The following is a 21,987-nucleotide window of genomic DNA, read 5'->3' as shown; positions in this document are numbered from 1 at the left end:
GTCAGGCCTCATGCCGTTCGTCTCCTTCTCCCGTGTGCGTGGTGCGGACTGGTGCGTCGTGCGGTGCCTCGGGCATGCACACCATGACGGCGTGCGCGACGGCGAGACCCCCGCTGTGGCTCATGCTGACGTCGATGGAGTGCATGCCGAGGGACCGGGCAACCACCTCGACCTCGCCGTGCAACCGCACCTGGGGGCGGCCGGCACGGTCGTTGACGACCTCGATGTCCGTCCACTCCATGCGCGGGCCCATGCCCGTACCCAGGCTTTTGAGTACGGCCTCCTTCGCGGCCCAGCGGGCGGCGAGGTGCTCACCACCCCGCTTGCGCCGGTCGCAGTAGGCCAGCTCGCGAGCGGTGAACACCCGCTCCCGAAGCTCCGGTTGTGAGCTCATCAGCTCATCGACCCGGGAGACCACGGCCAGGTCCATGCCCGTGCGCACCCGCAGCGGAGGCGGGGCGGCGCTGTCCCGGTACGGTGGCCCCCCCGCCCCTCGCTCACGCAGCGGCCGCGGCGAGGGCGGCACGCTCAGCCACCAGATCCGTCAGGTTCTGCACGGTGAACAGCGACAGCACCTCGTCGGCCGTAAGCTTCCCGGCCAGCTCCTCCACGTCGATCTGCGGCAGCGACTTCTTCAGCTGGGCCAGACCGACCGCGTTGATGATGTCGTCCTCGTCGGCGAACTCCTCGTCGGGTATCCCGCCCTGGAGGAGCTCGGCGATGTCCGAGACCTTGATCTTCACGTCCGCCGCCTTCTCGATGCGGAACAGGACGTCCAGCAGGTCGATGGACTCGGCGTCCAGATCGCCCAGCAGCGTGGCCTCGGGCACGGCCTCCTCGATGTCGATGCCCAGTGCGTCGGCTACCGCCTCCTGGACGATGGCGCCGAAGTCCTTACCGTCGTACGACATGTGTCTTTCAACCTTTCGTAGATATCGCTCGTGGATATCGCTGGAGATGGACGAACCGGGGCGGTGCGGCAGGCGGAACGTGCGACGTCAGGACGCCACCGGGTCCTGCCACTTCTCCGGTGACAGCTCGCCGTGCAGCGCCGTGAGCCGGCGCGGGTCTCCGGTGGAGCGGGTGCGGGCCTCGCCCAGGGTGCGGCGGGCGAGCCCGCTGAGCACCCGGCCGGGCCCGAGCTCGGTATACGCGCCCACCGGGTGCCGGGCGGCCGTGCGCAGCACCTCGACCCAGCGGACGGGACCGGTGAGCTGACGCCGCAGCAGCTGCCTGGCCTCTTCTCCCGAGCCGATGTAGGTGCCGGTGACCGAACTGATCACGGGAAGCTCGGGATCGGCGAACGGGTGGGCGGCGAGCGCCTCGGTGAACTCCTCCTCCACCGCCGACATCAGCGAGCAGTGGAAGGGCGCCCCCACGTCCAGCCGTACGACCTGGTCGGCGCCGGCTTCCAGCGCCGACCGGCCGGCCGATTCGACGGCCGACGCGTGCCCCGAGATGACCGTCTGGAGGGGCTCGTTGTAGTTCGCGACCTGGACCAGGCCGTGACCCTCGACGCTGTCGCAGGCAGCCAGCACGTCCTCCGCGGACAGGCCCAGTACGGCAGCCATCGCGCCGGGCACCTCGCGGGCCACCTCGCCCATCAGCTGGCCGCGCAACCGCACCAGCTGCAGGGCCGACTCCAGGGACAGCACCCCGGCGGCCACCAGCGCCGGGTACTCGCCGAGGCTGTGGCCGGCGGTCGCCGCCGGCCGGTAGCCGTCGGACCGCAGCAGTTCCCAGACGGCCAGGCTGGTCGTGGCGATCGCGGGCTGGGTGATCTCGGTCCGGCCGATCTCCGCGGCACTGCCGGTCACACAGATCTGTGACAGCGGCAGTCCCAGGATCTCGTCGGCGCGGGCGAACAGCTCCCGGGCCGCCGGATAGGTTTCCAGGAGGTGCTTGGCCATGCCGGGCCGCTGCGAGCCCTGTCCGGGGAACATGGCCAGGCAGCCGGACGTCGTACCGTCGCTGCCGGGGCCGGTCCAACCGGTCATCGGGTAGTCCTTTCATGGGTCGTTGCGGGGGTGCGCTGCCAGCCGGCCGCGTCCGGAGCCTCGGCGGGCAGCGAACGCTGCCAGCCCTCCAGCCGGGCCCAGCGGCGCTCGTCGCCCGGCGGCGGAGCCAGCTCGCCGGGACACCCGCGCAGCGCGGCGAGCACGACGAGCAGCCCGGCCAGCTCCTCCGGTGTCGGGTTGCCCCGCAGCACCGTCAGCGGGACGCTCCCCGGCGCGCTCACAGCGGCTCGTTTCCGTGCTTGCGCAGAGGCTGCCGGGCCCGCTTGGTACGCAGCATGTCCAGGGACTTGATCAGCACCCGCCGGGTCTCCGCCGGGTCGATGACGTCGTCGACGTGGCCGCGCTGCGCGGCGACGAAGGGATTCATCAGCTGCTCGGTGTACTCGGCGACCAGCTCCTTGCGCAGCTTCTCCGGCTCCGCAGCCTCGCGCAGCTGCCGCCTGAAGATGATGTTGGCCGCGCCGTCGGCGCCCATCACGGCCGTCTGGTTGGACGGCCAGGCGAAGGACAGGTCGGAGCCGATCGACTTGGAGTCCATGACGATGTACGCCCCGCCGAACGCCTTGCGCAGGATGACCTGCACACGCGGCACCGTCGCCTCGCAGTACGCGTACAGGAGCTTCGCGCCGCGCCTGATGATCGCGTTGTGCTCCTGGTCGGTGCCGGGCATGAACCCCGGCACGTCGACCAGGGTCACGAGCGGGATGTTGAACGCGTCGCAGGTGCGCACGAACCGGGCGGCCTTCTCCGAGGAGTCGATGTCCAGCACCCCCGCCATGGCGGCGGGCTGGTTGCCCACGATGCCGACCGCGCGGCCGTCCAGGCGGGCCAGGGCGCACACGATGTTCGGCGCCCAGTTCTCCTGGATCTCCAGGTAGTCGCCGTCGTCGACGATGTGGCCGATGACCGTCCTGATGTCGTACGGCGCCCGGTCGTCGACCGGTACCAGCTTCAGCAGTTCCTCACAGCGCCGGTCCGGATCGTCGTGGGGCCTGCTGTACGGCGGCATCTCGGCGTTGTTCGACGGCAGGTAGGAGAGCAGCTCCCGTACGCCCTCGAAGCAGAGCTCCTCGTCCGGGGCGACGAAGCTCGCCACGCCCGTGCGGGTGCCGTGGGTGTACGCGCCGCCGAGCTCCTCCTGCGTGACCTTCTCGCCCGTCACCGCCTGCACCACGTCGGGTCCGGTGATGAACATGTTGGCCATGCCCTCGACCATGAACGTGAAGTCGGTCAGCGCCGGCGAGTAGACGGCGCCGCCCGCGCAGGAACCGAGCACGACACTGATCTGAGGCACCACGCCCGAGGCGCGGACGTTGCGGGCGAACAGCTTGCCGAAGCCGGCGAGCGCGTCGATGCCCTCCTGGATCCGTGCGCCACCGCCGTCGTTGAGGCCGATGACCGGGGCGCCGACGGAGTCGGCGAAGTCGAGCAGCTGGTGGATCTTCGCGGCGAACGTCGCTCCCAGCGCGCCGCCGCGCACCCGGGCATCGTGAGCGAAGACGAAGACCGTACGGCCGTCGACCTCGCCCCAGCCCGTGATCACGCCGTCGCCCTCGGGATGCGTGTGCTCCATGCCGAAGCCCACCGCCCGGTGCTCGGCGAACAGCCCCAGCTCGGTGAACGTGCCCGGGTCGAGCAGTTTCTCGATGCGCTGGCGGGCAAGCAGCTTGCCCTTGGAGAGGTGGCGGGCGTCGGCCTCCGGGTCGTGCCCGAAGTGTGCCTGCGCCCTGCGGGTGGCGAGCTCGTCGGCCAGATCGGCCATCGTGGCTGCACGCGCCGGTGTCGGTAGCCGAACTTCCGTGTCGGTCATGCCGAGCTCCGGCAGCACGGCCTGGGGAGAGTCAGGAGGCGTCATTGCGGTCCCACTCCTTCCTGCCCTGTCGCGTAGGTGGCTTCGGATACGACTCTCCGGTACCGGGGTGGGAGCGGGACTGGAGTGCGTCTTGAAGGCGGGTGTATCACCAGGTGGGCCGCGTCAGACGGCCAGGCGGACGGCCCCTTCCAGGGCGCCGGCCCGGCCGGAGCCGAGCTCCTGGGCGAAGCTGCGCCGCAGGCCGTCGAGGCGGTAGCGGGTGGGAAGGTGGCCCCCCGCGGGCTCGACCACGCTCAGGAAGTGGGCCTCCACCAGCTGCTCGCAGGCGTCCTCGACGGTGGCGAAGTCCTTCCCCAGCACCGGGCAGGCCAACTGGGCGTCGAACTCGGGCACCGGCAGGTGGCCCAGGCAGCACAGCGCCTCGCGGGCATCCTCGGGCAGCGCGTTGTACGAGGCCGTGAAGCTGGCCCGCACGCTCAGCGAGCTGTACGCCAGCTCGTCCAGCCGCCGGCCCTCGTCGCCGAGCCGCTCCGCGTAGCGGCTCAGCGACCAGTGGGGGCGGCTGTTGAGCCTTAAGGCCGCCGCACGCAGGGCCAGGGGCAGCCCGCCGCAGTACCGCGCGATCGTCGCCGCCGCGGCCGGCTCCCGCTCGATCCGCTCCGGGCCCAGCATCCGCGCCAGCAACCGCACACTGTGGCCGTGCGGCAGGTCCGGAACCTGCAGGACGCGGGCGCCGAGCGGCGTACTGAGCCGGCCCCTGCTGGTGATCAGCACCGCGGCGTCCGAACTGCCCGGCAGCAGCGGCTGCACCTGCGCGTCGTCGGCCGCGTCGTCGAGGGTGAGCAGCACCCGGCGCCCCGCGAGCGCCAGCCGGTAGACCTCGGCACGCTCGTCGGGGTCGGTCGGGAGCCGGTCGGGGTCCGTACCCAGCACGCGCAGCAGCCTGCCCATCACCGCGTACGGGTCCGCCGGCCGGGTGCCGCTGCCGCGCAGCGCCGCGTACAGCTGCCCGTCGGGGTAGGCGGACACCAGACGGTGCCCCAGGCGCACGGCCAGCGCGGTCTTGCCGACGCCGACGCCGCCGACCAGCACCACCGCGGGCGGCTGCGAGGCGGTGGGCTGGGTCAGGGTCCGCTGGATCACGTCGAGTTCGCGTTCGCGCCCCGTGAAGTCGGGGAGGTCGAGCGGGAGCATCTGCGGGACCTGCGGGGCGGCCCGGGGGCGGTCGAGGACCTGCAGCGTGCCCACGCCGTGCGTGACGCCGCCGTGCGGGTCTCCGCCACGCGGGTCGCCGCCGCGCTCGGGCGGCGGCACGGGGTCGACCGCCTCGCCGCGCAGGATCGTCTCGTACAGCCGCTGCAGCCGCCGCGACGGATCCGTGCCGAGCTCCTTGGCGATCAGCCGGCGCATCGCCTGGTAGTACTCCAGGGCGTCGACACTGCGCCCCTCCAGGTAGAGCGCGAGCATCAGACGCTCACAGAGCTGCTCGGAGAGCGGATCGGTCAGCAGCGCGGCACGCAGTTCCGCGAGGACGGTGCCGGGCCGCTCCAGGCGGATCTCGGCGTCCGCCCACTGGCTGAGCGCCTCGTGGTGCAACTGCCGCAACGTCTCCCGCAGCCGGGCCGCCCAGTCACCCTGCATGCCGCCGAGCGCGTCGCCCCGCCACATGTGCAGCGCCTGCTGGAGCAGCGTGCTGCGCTCCTGATCGCCGAGGCCGTCCTGCTGGGCGCTCTTGAGCAGCCGCCGGAACCGCACCAGGTCCACGGCGCCGGGATCGGCCGAAATCTGGTAGCCGGCCGGGGTCCGAACCAGCCCGATCGGCTCGGGCAAACCGGCCGAGGCAGTGGCCAGCGCCCGGCGCAACCGGGTGATGTACGTGTGGACGACATTGCGGACCCCCGCGGGCGGCCGGTCCCCCCATACCCGGTCCACAAGGGACTCCAGTGGCACCGGCCTTTCCGGATCGACCAGCAGGACGCCGAGGATGCTGCGTTGCCGTGCGGGGCCGAGATCGGCCAGGGCACTGCCTGTCCAGAGTTCTATCGATCCGAGTATCCGGAGCTCCATCGAAGATCACCCGTATCCCTTCAGTGTCCGAAAAGCTAACTCCGGCCGGTGCAGCGCCCCTTGATTCCCGCTCTGCCGCGCCGGCCCAGGTCGGCGCGATAACGCACGTCACCCGCCCCGCGGAAATTCGCGGGGCGGGTGACGGATGCTGGGTGCCGGGCTCTAGGGCAGGGTGGCGGAATCAGGCCGTCGCCGCCCGCTTGCTCCGGCGGGCACGCTGACGACGGCGAAGAGCGGACCCTTCAGTTGCCGGGCGTACGAATCGCCCGGCAGGCTCCTCGGGCCTCATCTGTGAGCACACGAAGGCCCGAGCCGGTGCTCCGGCTCGGGCCCATTACTGTCCGGGGGCTCGACGGCCCCCACCGCGGGGAGACCGTCAGACCGAGGTCTTCACCGGCTCGGACTCCTCGGGCCGAGCACTGTCGTGGTCCTTGACTCGCTTCCCGAGCAGGATGAAGAACAGCACGAGCCCCACCGTCAGGATGATGTGCCCCAACCCTCCGACCAGGGAGAAGAGTTCGGGTACCTCGTTGCCGAGCACGGTCTGGGTGCCCCGGTAGAACATGCTCAGGCAGGTGATCGTGAGGCCCGTGTTGTAGATCCAGAAGAAGTAGTTGAACTGCTTGTTCCCGGACAGCCTGAACACCTTGTCGAGACCGAGAACTATGAGGAAGACCAGCATGCCCAGCGCGAGCAAGTGGGTGTGGAGGACGCCGAGCTGGGTCTCGCCCTCGAACTCGTTGATCTTGGTCAACTCTCGGTAGTACAACCCGGAGAGCGTTCCGATGATCATATAAACATGCGCCGCGACGTATGACTTACGCATCCCCGTGCCCCGCTCCCTGCTGATCCAATCGCGCCCTGACGGTGGCCATTGAAGCACCTCACATAGCCTGTTCGGCGGAATCCGAAGGATCATTCGAGCCCGATTCGAGTGACATTCCACGGCCCCTATAGCGCCACCACTTCGATGTGGCGTATTGCTCCCCCCTCTCGAGCCACCCGTCGCGACAAAAGGCGTCCGTAGCACCCAAGACCCGCACGAGAGACGGCGCCCACCCCGATCGGGGCACCCACCAACGCCGGCCTCCGGCTCCCTCCCGGCCCTCCGCCTCAAGCACCCCTCAGCCCCCCGTCCACTCCCTCTCCGCTCCCCCCTCCGGCGGCAACCTCGTCCGACCCGGGGCGGGTTGGGACCACAGGAGCGGAGCCTGACGTCTTCCACCCGTATGGCACCATGATCCAGTCCTGAACACGCAGGACGTTGATTCTGGGGGGAATCCTGATGTCCCGCATGCACTTGCTCGCTGCGCCCGTACTGGCTGCCGGCCTGGCATTCGCCGCCGCGCCGAGCGCGAGCGCCGCCACCACGGCCACCATCAGCAAGGCCGAGTACGACCTCATCAAGATCGGCACCACCACGGCCAAGATGCACAGCATCGCCGACAGCGGCGCCTGCAAGCTCAAGAGCCGCGACGACTCCGGCGGCGTTGCCTACCGGCACTACGCGTGCAAGGGCAACAAGCCCTACAGCAGCGCTTTCTTCGACTTCGTGAACGGCAAGCTGGAGATCAAGAGCCAGTTCTCACTGGACGGCCTCGAGTCCAACGGCAAGATGACCAAGACCAAGTACGGCAAGATCAAGGTCGGCAGCACGATCACCCAGATGCACGAGATCGCCGGCAAGGGCACCTGCGTGCGCGTCGCCCAGTCCCTGAGCCGCACCGACAGCATGTCGATCTACGACTGCGAGCAGGCCGCCACCTTCGGCATCGCGAGCTTCCTCTTCGAGAACGGCAAGCTCACCACGCGCAACCAGGCGGGCCTCCGCTGACGCGACCCGATCTGAGCTGACCCGAGGGGGGCGGCGCCGCCAAGGCACCACCCCCTCACGCACACCCGCCACCCGGCGGCTGCGACACCGCGGGTGAGTGTCCGTGGTCCGACAACGCGGCGAGGTGCCGTGCCGGGCGTCGCGACCCGGCAAACCTTTCCGGTCACAGCACTAGACGCCGGCCATGACGCTGCGGCCGGTCTCGTGCGCGTACAGGGTCGCCCGGTCGCGCAGGGACGCACCGACCGCCATCCGGGCGTCGCGCCGCCGCTGGGCCGGCCCGTCGGGCAGGTGCAGGAAGTCCGCGTTGCCGCGCGAGGCCCGCTGGATCTCGGCGGTGCGAGGGACGCGCAGGGCCTCGTACCGGGCCAGCCGCTCGGAGACCGTGGCGTCCGATTCCTGCGTCAGGCAGGACGCCAGGTCCATCGCGTCCTCGATCGCCTGGTTCGCGCCCTGGGCCATGAACGGCAGCATCGGGTGCGCGGCGTCTCCCAGCAGGGTGATGTGCGAGGTCGACCACTGGCGCAGCGGACCCCGGTCGTGCAGGGCCCACTGGTGCAGCACCTCGGCATTGCGGGCGATGTCGGAGACCAGCCCGGTCCAGCCGCCGAAGGCCCGTACGAGATCGGCCGGATCGGCCGGGGCCGACCAGGACTCGTGCGGAGCGTCCGGCATCGGGACGGTCGCGGCGAAGCTGATCTGCCGGCCGCCGTCGACGGGATAGCAGACGAAGTGCCCGCCCGGCCCGAGCCACAGCCGCACCAGGGCCTCGCGGGCCTCCGACGGCAGTTTCTCCACCGGCACGAGACCGCGGTAGATGCCGAGCCCGGAGAACACCGGGTCGTCCTTGCGCAGGACCTCGCGCACCGTGGAATGGATGCCGTCCGCGCCCACCAGCACGCCCGCCTTGCGGACCGTACCGTCGGCGAAGGACAGCCTGGCACCGTCCGGGGTCTGCTCCACCGAGTCCAGCCGGCTCCTGAGCCGGACCCGGTCCCGGTCGCCCAGCGACAGCAGTGCCTCGTGCAGATGCGCCCGGTGGATGGTCCGGTACGGGGCCCCGTAGAGCCGCTCGCACTCCTCGCCCAGCGGTGTCCGGGAGATCGGGCGGCCGGTCCAGCCACGCACCTCCATCGCCTCGATCCGCACGCCCCACTCGCTCAGCGCGGGCCCCAGGCCCAGACGGGCCAGCGGCCGCAAGGCGTTGGGGGAGAGCTGCACTCCCGCACCCACCTCGGCGAACCGGTCGGCCTGCTCGTACACCGCGTACGGCGTACCGGTCGCGGCCAGTGCGCCGGCGAGCGCAAGACCACCGATCCCGGCACCCACCACGGTGATCTGCCGTTCCTCCTCGGCGTTCTCGCCGACCTCCATGAACCGCACGTCTCCGACCGCCCTTCCTCTGCCACGATCTGCCGGCCTGTTCCGGCTTCGAGCTTCGGTGCCCCCCACCCCGGCGGCAATGCCGGATCACCCGTGACCTGACAACTGTCGTGACTTCCGTGACCTCCGTCATCCGGACGTCCCGCGGAGCCGGTCCTACCGCTTGGCCGCCCCTAACGTCGGCGGAGCGCCCGGGAGTTCCGTTCTACGGGCGATCCAACGACCCGGGAGGACCACAGTGAGGCATCCGGAGGAGCCGCAGTGACCGCGGTGGCCGTAGAGGGCCTGCGCAAGAAATACGGCGACCACGAAGCGGTCCGCGGCGTGGATTTCACCGTGGAGGAGGGCGAGATCTTCGCCCTGCTCGGCCCGAACGGGGCGGGCAAGACCACCACCCTGGAGATCCTGGAAGGCTTCCGCCAGCGTGACGAGGGCCGGGTGGAAGTACTCGGCCGCGACCCCGGCACCAAGGACGGCGGCCGCTACCTGCGCGGGCAGATCGGCCTCGTGCTCCAGGACATCGCCGTCGAGCCCTACCTGTCCGTACGCGAGAGCGTGGCGCGCAACGCCGGCTACTACCCGGCCCCGCGCGACGTCGACGAGGTGATCGACCTGGTCGGCCTCGACGAGAAGCGCGGCGCCAAGGTCAAGGACCTGTCCGGCGGCCAGAAGCGCCGGCTCGACCTGGCGCTCGGCGTCATCGGCAACCCGCAGCTGCTGTTCCTGGACGAGCCGACCACCGGCTTCGACCCGAACGCCCGCCGCGGCGCCTGGGACGTCGTCCGCAACCTGCGCGACGCCGGCACCACCATCGTGCTGACCACCCACTACATGGACGAGGCCCAGGCGCTCGCCGACTCGGTCGTCGTCGTCGCGGCCGGGCAGGTCGTGGCCTCGGGGACCCCCGAGACCCTCGGCGGGCGCGACAACGCCCTCGCCCGGATCCGTTTCGCGCTGCCGCGCGGCGCCGTCGTCTCCGACGTGCCCGTCCCGGTCGCCGAGGTGGCCGAGGGCCTGGTCACGGCGGAGGTCGAAGAGCCCACCGTCGCCCTGTTCAAACTCACCGACTGGGCGCTGCGGCGCGGCACTCCACTGGAGCGGCTGACCGTCGACCAGCCCACCCTCGAGGACGTCTACCTGGGCCTGACCCGCGAGTACGCGGTCCAGGAAGCCTCCTCGCCGTCCTCCGCCGGGACACGGCGCCGGCCGAATCGGAGCCGATCATGACCACCCTGACCCCGACCACGACATCCCGTACGGGGGGCCGCCCGGCCGCCGCGAACGGCGAGCGGGGCGCACTCGCCCTGCTCTGGCACCAGATCCGGTTCGAGCAGCTGTCCTTCTGGCGCAACCCGCAGTCGATGGTGTTCACCTTCGTCCTGCCGATCGTCATCATCGGCATCTTCGGCGCCGTCTTCAGCGGCGGCGAGGGCGAGACGTTCTTCTTCGGCCTCTCGGGGATGCAGTACTACACCCCGACCATCGCCGCGGTCTCCGTGCTGGGTGCCTGCTACGGCCAGCTCGCGATCGTGCTGGCCATGCGCCGCCAGACCGGCATCCTCAAGCGGCTGCACGCCACACCGCTGCCCGCCTGGGTCTACTTCGCCGGACTCCTCGTGCACTGCGTGGTGGTCTCGGTGATCGACGTGGCACTGGTCTTCGGCATCGGCTCGCTGTACGGCGTGACGCTGCCGACGGCGTGGGCGGTCGTCGCCCTCACCCTGATCCTGGGCGCGGCGAGCTTCTGCGCGCTCGGCGTGGGTGTCGCCTCGCTCATCAAGAACTCCGAAGCCGCCCCGGCGGTAGTGCAGTTCATCCAGTTTCCGCTCGTCTTCATCTCGGGCAGCTACTTCCCCATCCACGCCGAGGTGCTGAACAACATCGCGGGCCTCCTGCCCGTCAAGCCGTTCAACGACGCGATGCTCGCGCCGTTCACCGGTGACGGCAGCTTCCACTGGAAGGAACTGGCCGTCCTGGCGGCCTGGGGCGTCGTCGGCGCCCTGATCGCGGTCCGCAGCTTCCGCTGGGACCCGCGACCGGAGTAGTGCCAGCCGGGCGACAGCCCGTACGGCGTGTACGTCCCCGGGGGGCCTCGACTGTGGGGCCCCCTCGACGTGCCGCGACCCCGTGAGACCCCCTCCCGGAAGGAATCTCCCCATGTCCTCCTCCCTCTCCTCATCCGCCGCCACCACCGCCGTACGGAGCCTCGACGGGCTGAGCGGCCTCTGGGACATCGACGCCGAAGCCAGCTCCGTCGAGTTCCGCGCCCGGCACTTCTTCCTCCTGCCGGTCTCCGGCCGGATCCCGGTCAGTGCCGGCGCCGTACAGCTCGACGCGGGCGGCGCGCTGCGCGCCTTCGACATCAGCCTGACCGCCGCCGACTTCAACACCGGCAGCCCCGGACGGGACCGCCAGGTCACCGGCGCCGGCTTCCTCGACGCCGAGCGCCACCCCGTCCTGCGCTTCACCGGCGACCGCCTGAACGGCGGCGCCACGGCCGGCTGGACCGTCGAAGGCCGGCTCACGGTCAAGGGCAACAGCGTCCCGCTGACCCTCTACGTGGACCCTGCGGGCATCGAGACCGAGGACAGCGGCACGCGCGCCGTCGTACGGGCCACCGCGGAGGTCGACCGGCACGCGCTCGGCGTGAGCGCGATGCGCGGCATGGTCGGACCCCGGCTGCGCGTCTGCGTCACCGCCGTCTTCGTCCGTGGTCTGTAGCCGGCGTCGTCCCACCGCTGTGCCGTCACCGCCGCGGCGCCCGGGTACACCGAAGGCCCGGCCGGAAAATCTCCGGCCGGGCCTCGGCGTTGCGGGACGCGGCTTCGCGCGGACGAGCCGGCCGCGTGCGGCCGCTCAGCCCGCGGGCGCCCGGCGCAGGGCCGCACCCGCCGGTGCGGGGAAGGCGTTCGCCAGCCAGGCGTACGTGCGCAGCTCCTCCAGCATGCTCAGCCCCAGCCGGTTGTGCAGCATGTGCGTGTGCGAGGACAGGATCACCCCCGGCGGTACCGGCGAGGCCGCCCGTACCGCGTCCACCAGCACCCCGGCCTCCTCGTGCCAGCCGCCGAACGGGCCGTGCGCCAGCGGGTCGACGGCGGAGCCGCCCCCGTCCCCCGCGATCGTGGTCACCGAGTCCAGCAGCTCGTCCCCGTACCCCGCCTGCGCCGCCCAGCCCCGCCAGGCCGCCAGGCCGTGGGCGAAGTACGAGGCCCGCTCGTCCGGGCCGCCGAGCGCGGCGGCCGCCGCCATCGTCCCCCGCAGGGCCAGCTGTGCGCGGTGCGCCTCACCGCGGATCCTCGGTACGAGGGCCAGGACGAGCTCGCTCGAAACCCGGAACAGCCGCTCGCTCGCGGGCATCAGCGCGGGACCTCCGTACCGGCCGTACTCCGGCTCGTACCGGGCGGCGTGCACACCGGGCGGCAGCAGCGCCTGGAGGGAACGGTTCTCCCCGCTCTCCCCGGCCGCCAGCACCCCCGCGCCCGCCCGGAACGCCTCGGTGTCCAGCGGCTCCTCCTGCGGGGTGAGCCGGCCCGCCCCGGCCAGCCGCGCGCCGAGGGTCTTCTCGAACTTCGGGAGTTCGTCCGGCGCCAGACCCGCGACCCGCAGCCGCAGGTGCGGGCCGCGCTGCCAGTAGCGGATGAAGAACCAGGGCCGGCCGTCCAGGTGCCGGACCGCCGGGCCGATGGCCTCGGCCAGCACCCGGTCGTGCGCGGACCGGTCGGTGGTGCCCAGGTGCAGGTGCCAGGCCGTCCAGGCCATCTGCCCGTCCGTCCGCTGGTTCGTCTGCTCGTCTCTCATGTGTGCGGTTCCCTTCACCGTCGCAGGTCGAGCAGCGCGCCGCTGGTCTCCTGCGGGACCCCCACGACCGCGGACAGGACGATGGTCTCGTCCTCCTCCAGGCCGAGGACACGCTGCGTGGGTATCTCCTTGAACGCCCTTACGGGCCGCGCGAACAGCCCCGAAGCCGCCGCCGACAGGCACAGCCCGTGCACCGCCCAGCCGGCCGCGTGCTGCGCCGCGCCCCAGCCCCCTGGACCGAGCCGCTCGAACAGTTCCCGGGGCCGCACCGAGAGGAACACCGACATCGGGGCGTTGCGGATCCCGCAGCCGTTGACCGGCGAGACCCCGTAGCCGTACTGCTCCTCCAGCCGCTCGGCGGCCGAGGCGTCCGCGCGTACCAGCCGGGCCACGCCGCGGTCCGCCCGGTGTACCCCGTCGGCCGTGCCGTCGACCCCGTGCGTCACCACCGTGATCCGGATCCCCGCGAAGGCCGCCGCGAGGTCCGGGCCGGGCGGCGGTACGGACAGCCAGCGCAGCGCGCTGTCCAGGGCCTCGGCCGGCACCCGCCTGCGCCGCCCGGTCATCCCGTGCAAGGCACGCGGCATCCGGCCCGAGTGGCGCCGCCACAGAAGCTCCGCCCAGTCGGGCGCCACCGCCGAACGGGCGAGCCCGGCCGGGATCGCGGAGGTCAGGGTGTGCGCCCGGCCGTCGTACAGCTGGCCGCGGTTGACCCGTACGAGATCCGCCAGCGCGGGATCGCCCGCGGCAAGCGGGGCCGGCAGCGGGACCGCGCCGGTGCGGGCGCCTGAGGGCGTCCCCGTACCGCCCAGTTCCACGGTGAGCGGCAGGGACCACTCCCAGGGCGCCTCGAAGCCGAGCCCGGCGAGCAGCCCGTGCGCGTCCGGGCCGGGCAGCCGCAGACGGGCGGGTACCCCGAAGAGTTCCAGGCCGATGCCGAGCGAGCGCAGCACCATGCCGAGTTCGATGGCGACGAGCGAGCCGCGGAACCACTTGTAGGCCGCCGGAACCGCCGTGTAGCGGCCGGTCAGCGCGATCCGCCGGGCCGGGCCGGGATCCGGTACGCCGGTCAGCGCGTGCAGGTCGGGCTCCAGCAGCCGCCAGGGCCGCGGGCCGCCGCCGTCCACGAAGGCGTGGACGGGGAACAGGCAGCGGGCGGAGGCGTACGGGCGGTGGTCGTTGTACGGGTTCTCAGGCTCCCGGCGCTGCGGCCCGAACGCCGTGACCAGCGCGTGCGCGAGCCGCTCGGAGTCCGGCGGCCCCGCGGCGGCCGGCCCGCTCGCCGGACCCGCCGCCGTCGGCCGATCCGGCCGGTCCGGGTAGCGCAGGGCGGAGAGCAGCCCGGTGGTGCCCAGCGGCAGCACCGTCCGCGCCCCCTCCCCGGTCGGCGGCGCCGGCCGCACGTGCGTGTCCGGCGGGGCCTCGGGGGTCCAGGTCCAGTGGGGAGGTTCGGGCTGGTCGGCGCCCGCCCCGTACGCGTGCCAGAGCGGTTCGCGCGCGATCGAGTTGTCGCCCTCCGGGCCGGGCAGGTCGACCGGGCAGGGCCGCCGGGTGCGAAGCGGAGTCGTGGGCGTCATCTGCGGGCCTCCAGAGAGAACGGGGCCGGGGCCCGAGGGGGGATCGGGCCCCGGCCCGGCCAGGGGGTGGATACCGCAGCCGCTAGGGGAAGGGGTGCGGGTCGTACGGGACCGGGCGGCCCTCCTGCGCCGTGCCGCGCAGCGCCGCCGTCAGCCGGGGAAGCCCCGTCAGCCGCTGCTGCGCGTGCCCGAAGCACATCGGGAGGATCCCGGGCACCACGGAACGCGCCACGTGGATACCCGCGTCCGCGTGCTCCCGACTCGTCTGGTCGACCAGCACGATCCGGTCCAGCCCGGCCCGCGCGAACAGACCCCGGACGAAGTCCAGCGCCCCGCGCACGTCACCGCCCGACTCCACGGCAAGCTTCTGCGGCCAGCCCGGGAACGCCTCCCCCAGGCTCACCCGGGGCCCGCCGAGTCCGGCGGTGGCCCGCTCCCGCATCTGCGGCAGCGAGTAGAGGCGTACGTGGTCCTCCAGCTCCTGGACCTGCCACGGGTCTTCGATCATCGGCTCGACCTGCTCACGGGTCCAGTCGATCGGGTTGGTCACCAGCTGCGCCACCTCGCGCAGCGCCCCGCGGATCGCGGACTGCGGATCGGCGCCCGAACCGGCCGAGGAGAAGGTCGCCGGGAAGGGGTTCTCCCGGTTGACGGCCAGCACCCACACCACCGGCAGGGCGATGTCCTGGGTGACGACCAGCAGGTGCACGTCGAACCCGCGGGCCTCGATCAGCTCGATCATGGCCCGGCTGGTGGGGTCGGTGATCGAGGACGTCGGGATGTACGGCAGCGGGGCCGCCCGGTACCACGACAGCAGGAACGCGTCCCGCTCGGCCAGCTCGAACAGCGAGTGCAGAGCCGCCTCTTCGAGGTTGGCGCCGACCGCGCAGCCGCTGGAGGACTCGTAGAAGTAGTGCTCGCGCTCGTGCGGACCGACCGCGCGCGCGGCCCGCCGGTCCCGCCGGAACGCGTACTCGTACTGGTAGAAGGCGTGGTCCGCCGGCACCAGCAGGGGTCGGCCGTCCGCCAGGTCGTGGCCCCACACCCAGTCCATCGGGGTGTCCTCGGTGAAAGGGGTCACGCGCGAGGTGGGATGGTCCAGTTGCTCGGCCGTGTAGCGGCCCAGCCCCGAAGGATCAACGGCCCGCTCGCCCAGTTCCCGGTATGAGTGCCCGGTCAGGACCGGGATGTCGTACGGGAAACCGCCGAGCCGCTCGTAGGCCTCGAGCACCGCGACCGGCTCGGTCTCGGCGAAGGTCTGCGCCCGGCCGTGCCCCATCGCGGGGGCGTCCGGCACCACGGCCATGCTCATCGCGAAGGGTGCGTGGGACTCCCGCAGGATCGCCCGCACCGGTCCGAAGCGGTCGTCGACCAGTCGCTCGCGCAGGACCCCGCGCTCGATCAGCCGGCTCTCCCGCGACCGGGTCGGATCACCGGCGGAGGCCGGACGAGACCGCAGTGCCAGCGGCAACGGCTCCGCGGAGCTGTTGAGGCCGGCCGCCGTCGGCCCGCACACGGGGCAGTGGAAGCTGCGGGCGATCCGGCGGCGCCGGTTCCCCGCCGCCGAGACGACGTACAGCTCGCCCGGGGCCAGGGGCCGCTGTGCCAGGTGCTCCAGGGTCGCCCGGAGCATTTCGGGCAGCAGCGGTGCGGCGGCCCGGGGGGCGGCGGTCGCCCGGCCGAGGTCGCCGACCAGCGGGTGGTCGAGGATCGTGCGCTCACGGACCTCGGCGCAGCCCGCGCAGCCGCCGCCGTCCGGGTCGCCGGCCCGCCACAGCGGTCCGACGAGGACCTCGTCGGCGAACACCCGGACCGACAGCACGTCCGTGCCGCGTTCGATGGCCCGCGCGATCTGCTCCCGCTCCCAGTCCAGGTCCCAGCCGCGGTTGACGGCGACCGGGGCGCCGCTGGCCTCGACCAGCGCCGTCAAGGCCGTACGCCAGTCCCCGTCCGGGGTGTCGTACGCCGAGTCCGTGCCGGGCCCGAAGACGGCGGGTGTCTCCAGGGTCAGTTCAGCCGGCATCGGGAGCCTCCTGCGGGGGTGTGGCGGTCACGGCCTCGACCGGGCCGTGCCAGAGGGGGAGCGGACCGAGCACCGGGTCGGTGCGTACGGCCCGGCCGCGGTAGCCGGTGCCGGCCCGCGCGGTGAGCTGTTTGCGCAGCCGCCCGAGCACCGTGCTGTCCGCGAACAGCAGCGCGTCGGTGGAGAGTTCGGCGACGCTTCCGAAGCCGCTCGCCTGGACCCGGGCGAGCGCCGTGCACAGGGCCGTACGGACGGCCTCCTCGGGGGTGGCGCCCCAGCCGCGGCCCAGCGGAACACCGCCCAGCGTCACCCTGGCGAGGCGCCAGTCCAGTCCGGGCAGCCGCAGTGCCACGACCTCGGGATCGCGCCCGGCGGCCAGCAGGCCCGCCAGGATCCGCGCGCCCTCCGCGTCGGTGGGCGCCTCGGGCTCCTGCTCCAGCGCCGGGTCGCCGGCGAGGATGCGCAGGGCCCCGTCGAGCAGCCAGTGCTCCTCGGTGAGACCGGCCGCGGGCGTACCCGGGCGAGGGGACCGAGCGCGCAGGGCCGCCAGCGCGGCGGCCACGGTCGCGGTCTCCTGGTGCGCGGCCCAGCCCACCAGCGCGCCGCTCTGCCCGGCCCGCTGCTCCGTCGCCCGCAGAGCGAGCGGCATCTGCGGCAGGTCCTCGCCCGCCGCGGAGGTGAACAGCCCGGTCCAGCGGCGTGCGACGGCCCCGACGGCCTCCAGGGCCTCCTCGGCGTCGGGCATCGGCTGGGCGGGGGCTTCGTCGAGGGTGCTCGGTCGGCCGGGCGCGGCCGCCGGGTGAAGAGCTCCGCCGATGTCCACCGGGTCGGTGGCCAGGTCCGCGCCGTACACGACGTGGGCCGTGCCGGGCTCGGCCGTGCCGGTCAGGGTGTCGAACAGCAACTGCCCCGCCAGTGCCCCCGCGAGGGCATCCGCGACCGGCCGCGAGGCTGGTTCGGAGGCCTCCGCTTTGGCCCAGGCCAGCGCCCGGTCCCGGAAGGCGGCCCACACCAGGTCCCGGCCGCCGCCGGTCAACGCCGGCCCGGTCAGGGCGACGCGGCCGCCCAGCGCGACGGTGAGAAGGGGGACGCCGTCCGGAACGGCTGCCGGGTGCTGCGTCACCCCCGTGGTCATCTCCGCAACCGCGTCGAGGCCTTCGTAAGCGGCCTCCTGCGCGGCCTCAGGATCGCCCTGGTGCGCGGCTTCGTGCGCGGCTTCGTAGGCGGCCAGCGAAGCGGTCTCGATCACCTCGTACGCCCCGGCCCGGCGCAGCCCGCGGGCCGCCGGCCCGGTCGCCTCGGGTGGCCCCGCCAGCAGCACCCGGGCCGCCCGCAGCCGGGCGAACGCCGCGTAAGGGTCGTCCAGCGCCGACTCCAGCCGGGCCAGTGCCTCCGGGAAGCGCTCCCGCAGTTCCGTCCCGGGAGCCGGGACGGTGAAGAGGGCGGGGTCGAGCAGCATGCCGCCCTCGCGCATCTTCGCGATCAGGTGCCGCACGGCCGGCCGGGACTTCTCGGTGCCGATCGCGGCGACCAGCTCGTCCTCGGTGGCGCCGGACTCCAGCAGCGGCATGCAGCCCTCGGTCACCGCGTACAGCAACTCCGAACCGCTCAGCACGAACCGGCCGCGCGGACCGCTGACGTACACGCCGTTCGGTACGGGCGCGAAATGCAGGTCCGGCCGGGCGACGATGGTCTTCGCGGATGTGGTCGTCACTGCTCCCCCTCGGGGCCCTGGTAGGTGAACCGGCCGCCGGGCTCGCGGCCGACCTCGACCACCCACTCGGTGGCATGGGTGCCGTCCTGCACCCCGGGCAGCGCCTCTTCGAGGTAGCAGCCGTTCGCCCCGCGCCGCTCCAGCATCCGCGGCAGCACCCGGGTGCCGAGCGCGCTCGCCAGGTCGGCGTACTGGGGCTTCTGCTGGAGCCGCTTGGACTGCACGTCGGGGGCGCCCACCGACAGCGGGCCCTCGTCCTCCGGCGCATTCTTGATGACGACCTCCTCCGGTACCCCGTACCGGGCCCGCCAGGCGGTGAGGGCCAGCAGCCGCTCGTGCTCGTCGGGACCGGCGGCGACCGCGGCGTCCAGCTCCTCGCCGCCGTACCAGCGGCGCCGGCCGATCAGTACGTTGCCCACCGCCATCCGGGGCGCGACGCGGGTGGCGCTGCGGTCCCAGGGGGTGGCGGCGTGCCAGCTGTTGGGCAGCGAGTTGAACAGCCGCCCGCTGATGACCAGTCCGGAGGCCACCGACAGCGGCGGCGGGAACAGCCCCGGGTGTCCGGTGCCGAGCGGCAGGACCCGCGTCGGCCGGCCCTCGGGGTCCTCCACCCGAAGGGTGTCGGTGTCCGCGTCGTGGACCAGGCGCAGCGAGAACCAGTCCTCGGGGCGCAGGCCGCCCGGCAGGATCGGCGCGTGCGCGTTGACGTTGAGCCGGTGCAGTCCCAAGTCCTCGGTGACCCGGGCGCCGTCGGCTCCGTAGGTGCGCTGGAGCCTTTCGGCGAGCAGGGGCAGGGCCCGGCCGCCGAGGCGGCGGTCCGCGTCGAGGAAGCGGGCGTAGAGCATGCCATGGCCGGGCAGGCCGTCGTTGAGGATCAGGTGCCCGTCGCCCTGCTGGAGCAGGACCCCGTACACGAGCCGGTCCTGGCGGAACCGCTCGGGCAGGGCCGCGGTCAGCTCGCGCACCTCGGCGGAGGTGAAGGTCAGGGTGTCCGCGCCCTCGTCCGCCGTCTTCGACAGCCGTGCGTGCACCGCCTCGGTCAGCTCCTGGCGCAGCAGGTACATCCGCTCCAGCGAGCCGTCGGCAGGACCGATGCCCTTGAGCCCGGACGGATCGCCCGTGCCGCGCGGCCCGTACACCGCGTCCATCGCGGCGGCCCGGCGGGAGACTTCGCCGACCACGAAGGCGGCGTTCGCGGCCAGCGGTACGTTGGCGCCGGCCCCGAAGCGTTCCACGAACGCGGCGGTCATCAGGACGCGCACGTCGTGCAGCCAGTCGAAGACGGTGAGCAGCTCCACGGCCGGCCCGAGGTCCGCCAGCGGCTTGTGCCAGCGCTCCGTCGCCACCTTCAGCGGCGGCATGACGAAGTCCTCCTCGACGGTGATCTGCGAGGGCCGGCCGGCGATATGGCTGAGCCGGGCCAGTGAGCCGCGCAGTTCACCGAGGACGGCGCCGCGCTGCTCGGCCGGGGCGGACGCCAGCTTCGGCAGGCTTGCGCGCACCTCGGCGGCGGTCTCCTGCGCCCGCGGATCGGCGGGCGTCAGCAGCTCCTCGTAGTCCCCGTTGCCGTCCTCAGCCTCGTTGAAGGTGCAGAGCAGGCCTTGGCCCACGGCCTGGCGGACCCGGGCCTCGGCCTCGGGGCGCGGCCAGCCGGAGCGCTCGGCGACGTGGTCCACGACCGAGGGGAAGAGCCGCGGGCCCATCGACACCGCGTCCAGCAGGTGCCCGGCGGGTCCGTCCAGCGGGACGGCCATGCGCCGCATGCCCTCGGCGGTCAGCTTGAGGAAGAAGAGCTTCCCGCTCTCCGGGTCGGGCGCCGACGTGGGCGGCAGCCCGACCCACTTGTCGTCCAGGTCGGTCAGTTCGGCCTGCGGGAGCCCGCCGAGCACGTAGCCGAGCATGACGCGGTCCAGGCCCGCGAAGGCCACCGCGCCGGTGAACGGCACGTCGTCCGGCGCGACACCGGCCGGGTCGGGCTCCGCGATGCCTACCGCCGTGAAGCGGGAGAGCGGGCTGGTGCGGACCATCGCCCGCGTCACGTACTGGATGAGGCCGCGTTCCGACTTGCGGGTCTTGGAAGTGACCGGGCCGGGGGCCGCCACCGCCGTGCGGTAGCGCTCCGCCTCCTGGTGCACCTCGGGAGCCACCAGCGCCAGGGAACGCAGCAGGTCGGGGTCGGCGAGCAGCCCGGCGAGACCGGCCCGTTCGCGCTCGGCGGCCTCGGGATAGCCGGCCACGAGCTCGGAGCGCAGCCGCTCGTGCCGCTCCTGGGCGGCCAGCCAGCGCGTCATGGCGGGGGTCGGGGAGAGTGGCGGGGTCTTGGGGGCGCGTCCGGCCAGGACCGTACGGCGCAGGGAGACCAGCTCGCGCCGCTCGGGGCCCTCCACGGCGCCGATGCGCTCGTACAGTTCGTCGGAGCAGGCGGTGGTCGCGGCGGCCAGTTCGGTGTGGGCCCCGGCGTACTCGGCGAGCAGGGCTCGCTGGGCCGGGTCGCCGATGCGGGCGCGGCGCAGGGGGTTGACGCGGAGGAACCAGAGAGGCTCCTTCAGGGGCTCGGTCATCTGGAAGCTCCGGATTCTGTGAGGGCGCTGTCGCCGAGCGAGCCGTCGCCCCGCCCGCTGAGGTCCTGCCGCTCCCGCAGCCGCTCCTGCCAGGAAACGCCGAGCACGTCGTCCATCGTCTCGGCGATGGCGAAGCACATGTAGTAGCGCTGCATGGGGGAAACGGTCAGCAGCGGCAGCTGCTCGTAGAAGAGGTTGGTCAGCAGACGGAAGGCGGCGAACCACTTCGACGGGTCGGCCACCACCCCCGACTCGCCGACGGCCCGGTGGAAGTCGCTGTCCGGCTGCGCCCCCTGCGGGACGGTGCGGACGGCTCCGGGCGGACCCATTTCGCTCTTGTCCACGCCCGCGGTGACGGAGTCGAGCAGATCGAGGGTCAAGGTGCCCGCGGCGACCGCGTTCTCCAGTGCGCCCGCGCAGTAGGCGAAGGCGGTGCGCCACTCGGCGGCGGCGGGCGAGACCTCGCCCGACACCCGCTGTTCCACCACGGTGCGCAGCCGCTGCGCGTCCCGCGCGTAGCGCTCCTGGAACACGGGCCGCACGTCCTTGGTGGGCGCCGCCCAGGCGAGGAAGGCCTCGACGTGGGAGCGCGGGGAGAAGACCCCGTACGCGGGTCCGAGCGCATGGGTGTCGGCCAGCGCGGCGAAGGCCTCCGCGAGGCGCACGGTGGCGCTGCGCGGGTCGGCGGCGATGGCCTCGATCATGCTCATCAGGGGTTTGGCGAGAGCGCCGGCGACGACGGTGCGGAAGGGATCCAGACGCGGTTCGGCACTGTCCCCGGCGGTCGGCTCGACCCGCTCGACGGCGCCGTGCTCGCGCAACGGGAGGTACGGCGGAGGGACTGCTTCCAGACGGCCGAATTCACGAGCCTGGACGAGGTATTGCTCCTCGGTCAGCGCCCGCGGCGGGTCGAGCGGTCCGGCGTCCAGGCGGGCCGCGACGCCCGCCCAGTCGGGCCCGGGCATCCCCGGCACCGACAGTGCGAGGATGTCGACGTACGGCCCGTGCAGCCAGCCGCGCCGCAACTGGACGGCCGGCGCTCCTTGTACGGTCAGAGCACGTGCGACGGGAACGACGTGACGGGCCAGCCAGGCCGGCGAGACGGGCATCCGGGTATGGAGCCGCACCCCCGTCAGGCCGGTCGAATCCGGCGTCACGGCCGGGCGCTCCGGAGCATCAACCCCCATGGAATTTCGCAC

Annotated in this window: 18 protein-coding genes; 4 read left to right on the top strand and 14 right to left on the bottom strand. The window is 72.9% G+C overall.

Annotation, left to right across the window (positions count from 1 at the left end; all coding sequences use genetic code 11):
* Nucleotide 1 precedes the first annotated feature (1 nt).
* The 7 genes from acpS to ACFWBW_RS19605 form a co-directional block, all read right to left on the bottom strand.
* Nucleotides 2-430: a holo-ACP synthase gene (gene acpS / locus ACFWBW_RS19635; protein ID WP_385374085.1), complete on the bottom strand. Its 429-nt coding sequence runs from the start codon at nt 428-430 to the stop codon at nt 2-4.
* 67 nt (nt 431-497) lie between these two features.
* On the bottom strand, nt 498-911 hold the full coding sequence (locus ACFWBW_RS19630; protein WP_385374083.1) for an acyl carrier protein: 414 nt from the start codon (nt 909-911) through the stop codon (nt 498-500).
* A gap of 87 nt (nt 912-998) precedes the next feature.
* The gene (gene fabD / locus ACFWBW_RS19625) at nt 999-1,997 is read right to left on the bottom strand and encodes an ACP S-malonyltransferase (protein ID WP_385374081.1); all 999 of its coding nucleotides are present in this window, start codon (nt 1,995-1,997) and stop codon (nt 999-1,001) included.
* Entirely contained in the window at nt 1,994-2,239 is a 246-nt protein-coding gene (locus tag ACFWBW_RS19620) for an acyl-CoA carboxylase subunit epsilon (RefSeq protein ID WP_385374079.1), read from the bottom strand. Before ACFWBW_RS19620 ends, fabD begins: the two co-directional genes overlap by 4 nt.
* The gene (locus tag ACFWBW_RS19615) at nt 2,236-3,828 is read right to left on the bottom strand and encodes an acyl-CoA carboxylase subunit beta (RefSeq protein ID WP_385374183.1); all 1,593 of its coding nucleotides are present in this window, start codon (nt 3,826-3,828) and stop codon (nt 2,236-2,238) included. The genes ACFWBW_RS19620 and ACFWBW_RS19615 overlap by 4 nt, the downstream gene beginning before the upstream one ends.
* 165 nt (nt 3,829-3,993) lie before the next feature.
* Nucleotides 3,994-5,898: a BTAD domain-containing putative transcriptional regulator gene (locus ACFWBW_RS19610; protein ID WP_385374077.1), complete on the bottom strand. Its 1,905-nt coding sequence runs from the start codon at nt 5,896-5,898 to the stop codon at nt 3,994-3,996.
* 376 nt (nt 5,899-6,274) lie between these two features.
* Nucleotides 6,275-6,724 (bottom strand): DUF2871 domain-containing protein, encoded by a 450-nt coding sequence (locus tag ACFWBW_RS19605; protein ID WP_385374075.1) that lies wholly within the window; start codon nt 6,722-6,724, stop codon nt 6,275-6,277.
* A gap of 459 nt (nt 6,725-7,183) precedes the next feature.
* Between ACFWBW_RS19605 and ACFWBW_RS19600 the strand changes: the two genes are divergently transcribed.
* The gene (locus ACFWBW_RS19600) at nt 7,184-7,732 is read left to right on the top strand and encodes a hypothetical protein (RefSeq protein WP_385374073.1); all 549 of its coding nucleotides are present in this window, start codon (nt 7,184-7,186) and stop codon (nt 7,730-7,732) included.
* Between the two features lie 171 nt (nt 7,733-7,903).
* Here ACFWBW_RS19600 and ACFWBW_RS19595 read toward each other — a convergent pair whose 3' ends face one another.
* A complete protein-coding gene (locus ACFWBW_RS19595) occupies nt 7,904-9,106 on the bottom strand; it encodes an FAD-dependent monooxygenase (protein WP_385374181.1) in 1,203 nt (400 codons plus the stop codon).
* 270 nt (nt 9,107-9,376) lie between these two features.
* Here ACFWBW_RS19595 and ACFWBW_RS19590 point away from each other — a divergent pair, with 270 nt between their 5' ends.
* From ACFWBW_RS19590 to ACFWBW_RS19580, 3 genes are all read left to right on the top strand, one after another.
* On the top strand, nt 9,377-10,342 hold the full coding sequence (locus ACFWBW_RS19590) for an ABC transporter ATP-binding protein (protein ID WP_385374071.1): 966 nt from the start codon (nt 9,377-9,379) through the stop codon (nt 10,340-10,342).
* On the top strand, nt 10,339-11,160 hold the full coding sequence (locus ACFWBW_RS19585) for an ABC transporter permease (RefSeq protein WP_385374069.1): 822 nt from the start codon (nt 10,339-10,341) through the stop codon (nt 11,158-11,160). The genes ACFWBW_RS19590 and ACFWBW_RS19585 overlap by 4 nt, the downstream gene beginning before the upstream one ends.
* Before the next feature lie 112 nt (nt 11,161-11,272).
* Nucleotides 11,273-11,836, top strand: a complete 564-nt coding sequence (locus ACFWBW_RS19580) for a YceI family protein (RefSeq protein ID WP_385374067.1) — start codon at nt 11,273-11,275, stop codon at nt 11,834-11,836.
* A gap of 135 nt (nt 11,837-11,971) precedes the next feature.
* Here ACFWBW_RS19580 and ACFWBW_RS19575 read toward each other — a convergent pair whose 3' ends face one another.
* From ACFWBW_RS19575 to ACFWBW_RS19550, 6 genes are all read right to left on the bottom strand, one after another.
* Nucleotides 11,972-12,913 (bottom strand): thiopeptide-type bacteriocin biosynthesis protein, encoded by a 942-nt coding sequence (locus ACFWBW_RS19575; RefSeq protein WP_385374065.1) that lies wholly within the window; start codon nt 12,911-12,913, stop codon nt 11,972-11,974.
* 14 nt (nt 12,914-12,927) lie between these two features.
* Nucleotides 12,928-14,490 carry a hypothetical protein gene (locus ACFWBW_RS19570; RefSeq protein WP_385374063.1) on the bottom strand — a complete coding sequence of 521 codons (1,563 nt, stop codon included), beginning with the start codon at nt 14,488-14,490 and terminating at the stop codon, nt 12,928-12,930.
* Nucleotides 14,491-14,572: 82 nt separating this feature from the next.
* Entirely contained in the window at nt 14,573-16,513 is a 1,941-nt protein-coding gene (locus tag ACFWBW_RS19565; protein WP_385374062.1) for a TOMM precursor leader peptide-binding protein, read from the bottom strand.
* Nucleotides 16,503-18,227 carry a hypothetical protein gene (locus ACFWBW_RS19560; protein ID WP_385374060.1) on the bottom strand — a complete coding sequence of 575 codons (1,725 nt, stop codon included), beginning with the start codon at nt 18,225-18,227 and terminating at the stop codon, nt 16,503-16,505. The genes ACFWBW_RS19565 and ACFWBW_RS19560 overlap by 11 nt, the downstream gene beginning before the upstream one ends.
* Nucleotides 18,224-20,788, bottom strand: coding sequence for a hypothetical protein (locus ACFWBW_RS19555; protein ID WP_385374058.1), 2,565 nt, complete (start codon nt 20,786-20,788; stop codon nt 18,224-18,226). Before ACFWBW_RS19555 ends, ACFWBW_RS19560 begins: the two co-directional genes overlap by 4 nt.
* On the bottom strand, nt 20,785-21,975 hold the full coding sequence (locus tag ACFWBW_RS19550; RefSeq protein ID WP_385374056.1) for a hypothetical protein: 1,191 nt from the start codon (nt 21,973-21,975) through the stop codon (nt 20,785-20,787). Before ACFWBW_RS19550 ends, ACFWBW_RS19555 begins: the two co-directional genes overlap by 4 nt.
* Nucleotides 21,976-21,987 lie beyond the last annotated feature (12 nt).

The sequence above is a fragment of the Streptomyces sp. NPDC059957 genome, from assembly GCF_042730015.1.
In the GTDB taxonomy this organism is placed as follows: domain Bacteria; phylum Actinomycetota; class Actinomycetes; order Streptomycetales; family Streptomycetaceae; genus Streptomyces.
Note: the sequence above shows the minus strand (reverse complement) of the source record. Positions and strands in the feature narration are given on the sequence as shown.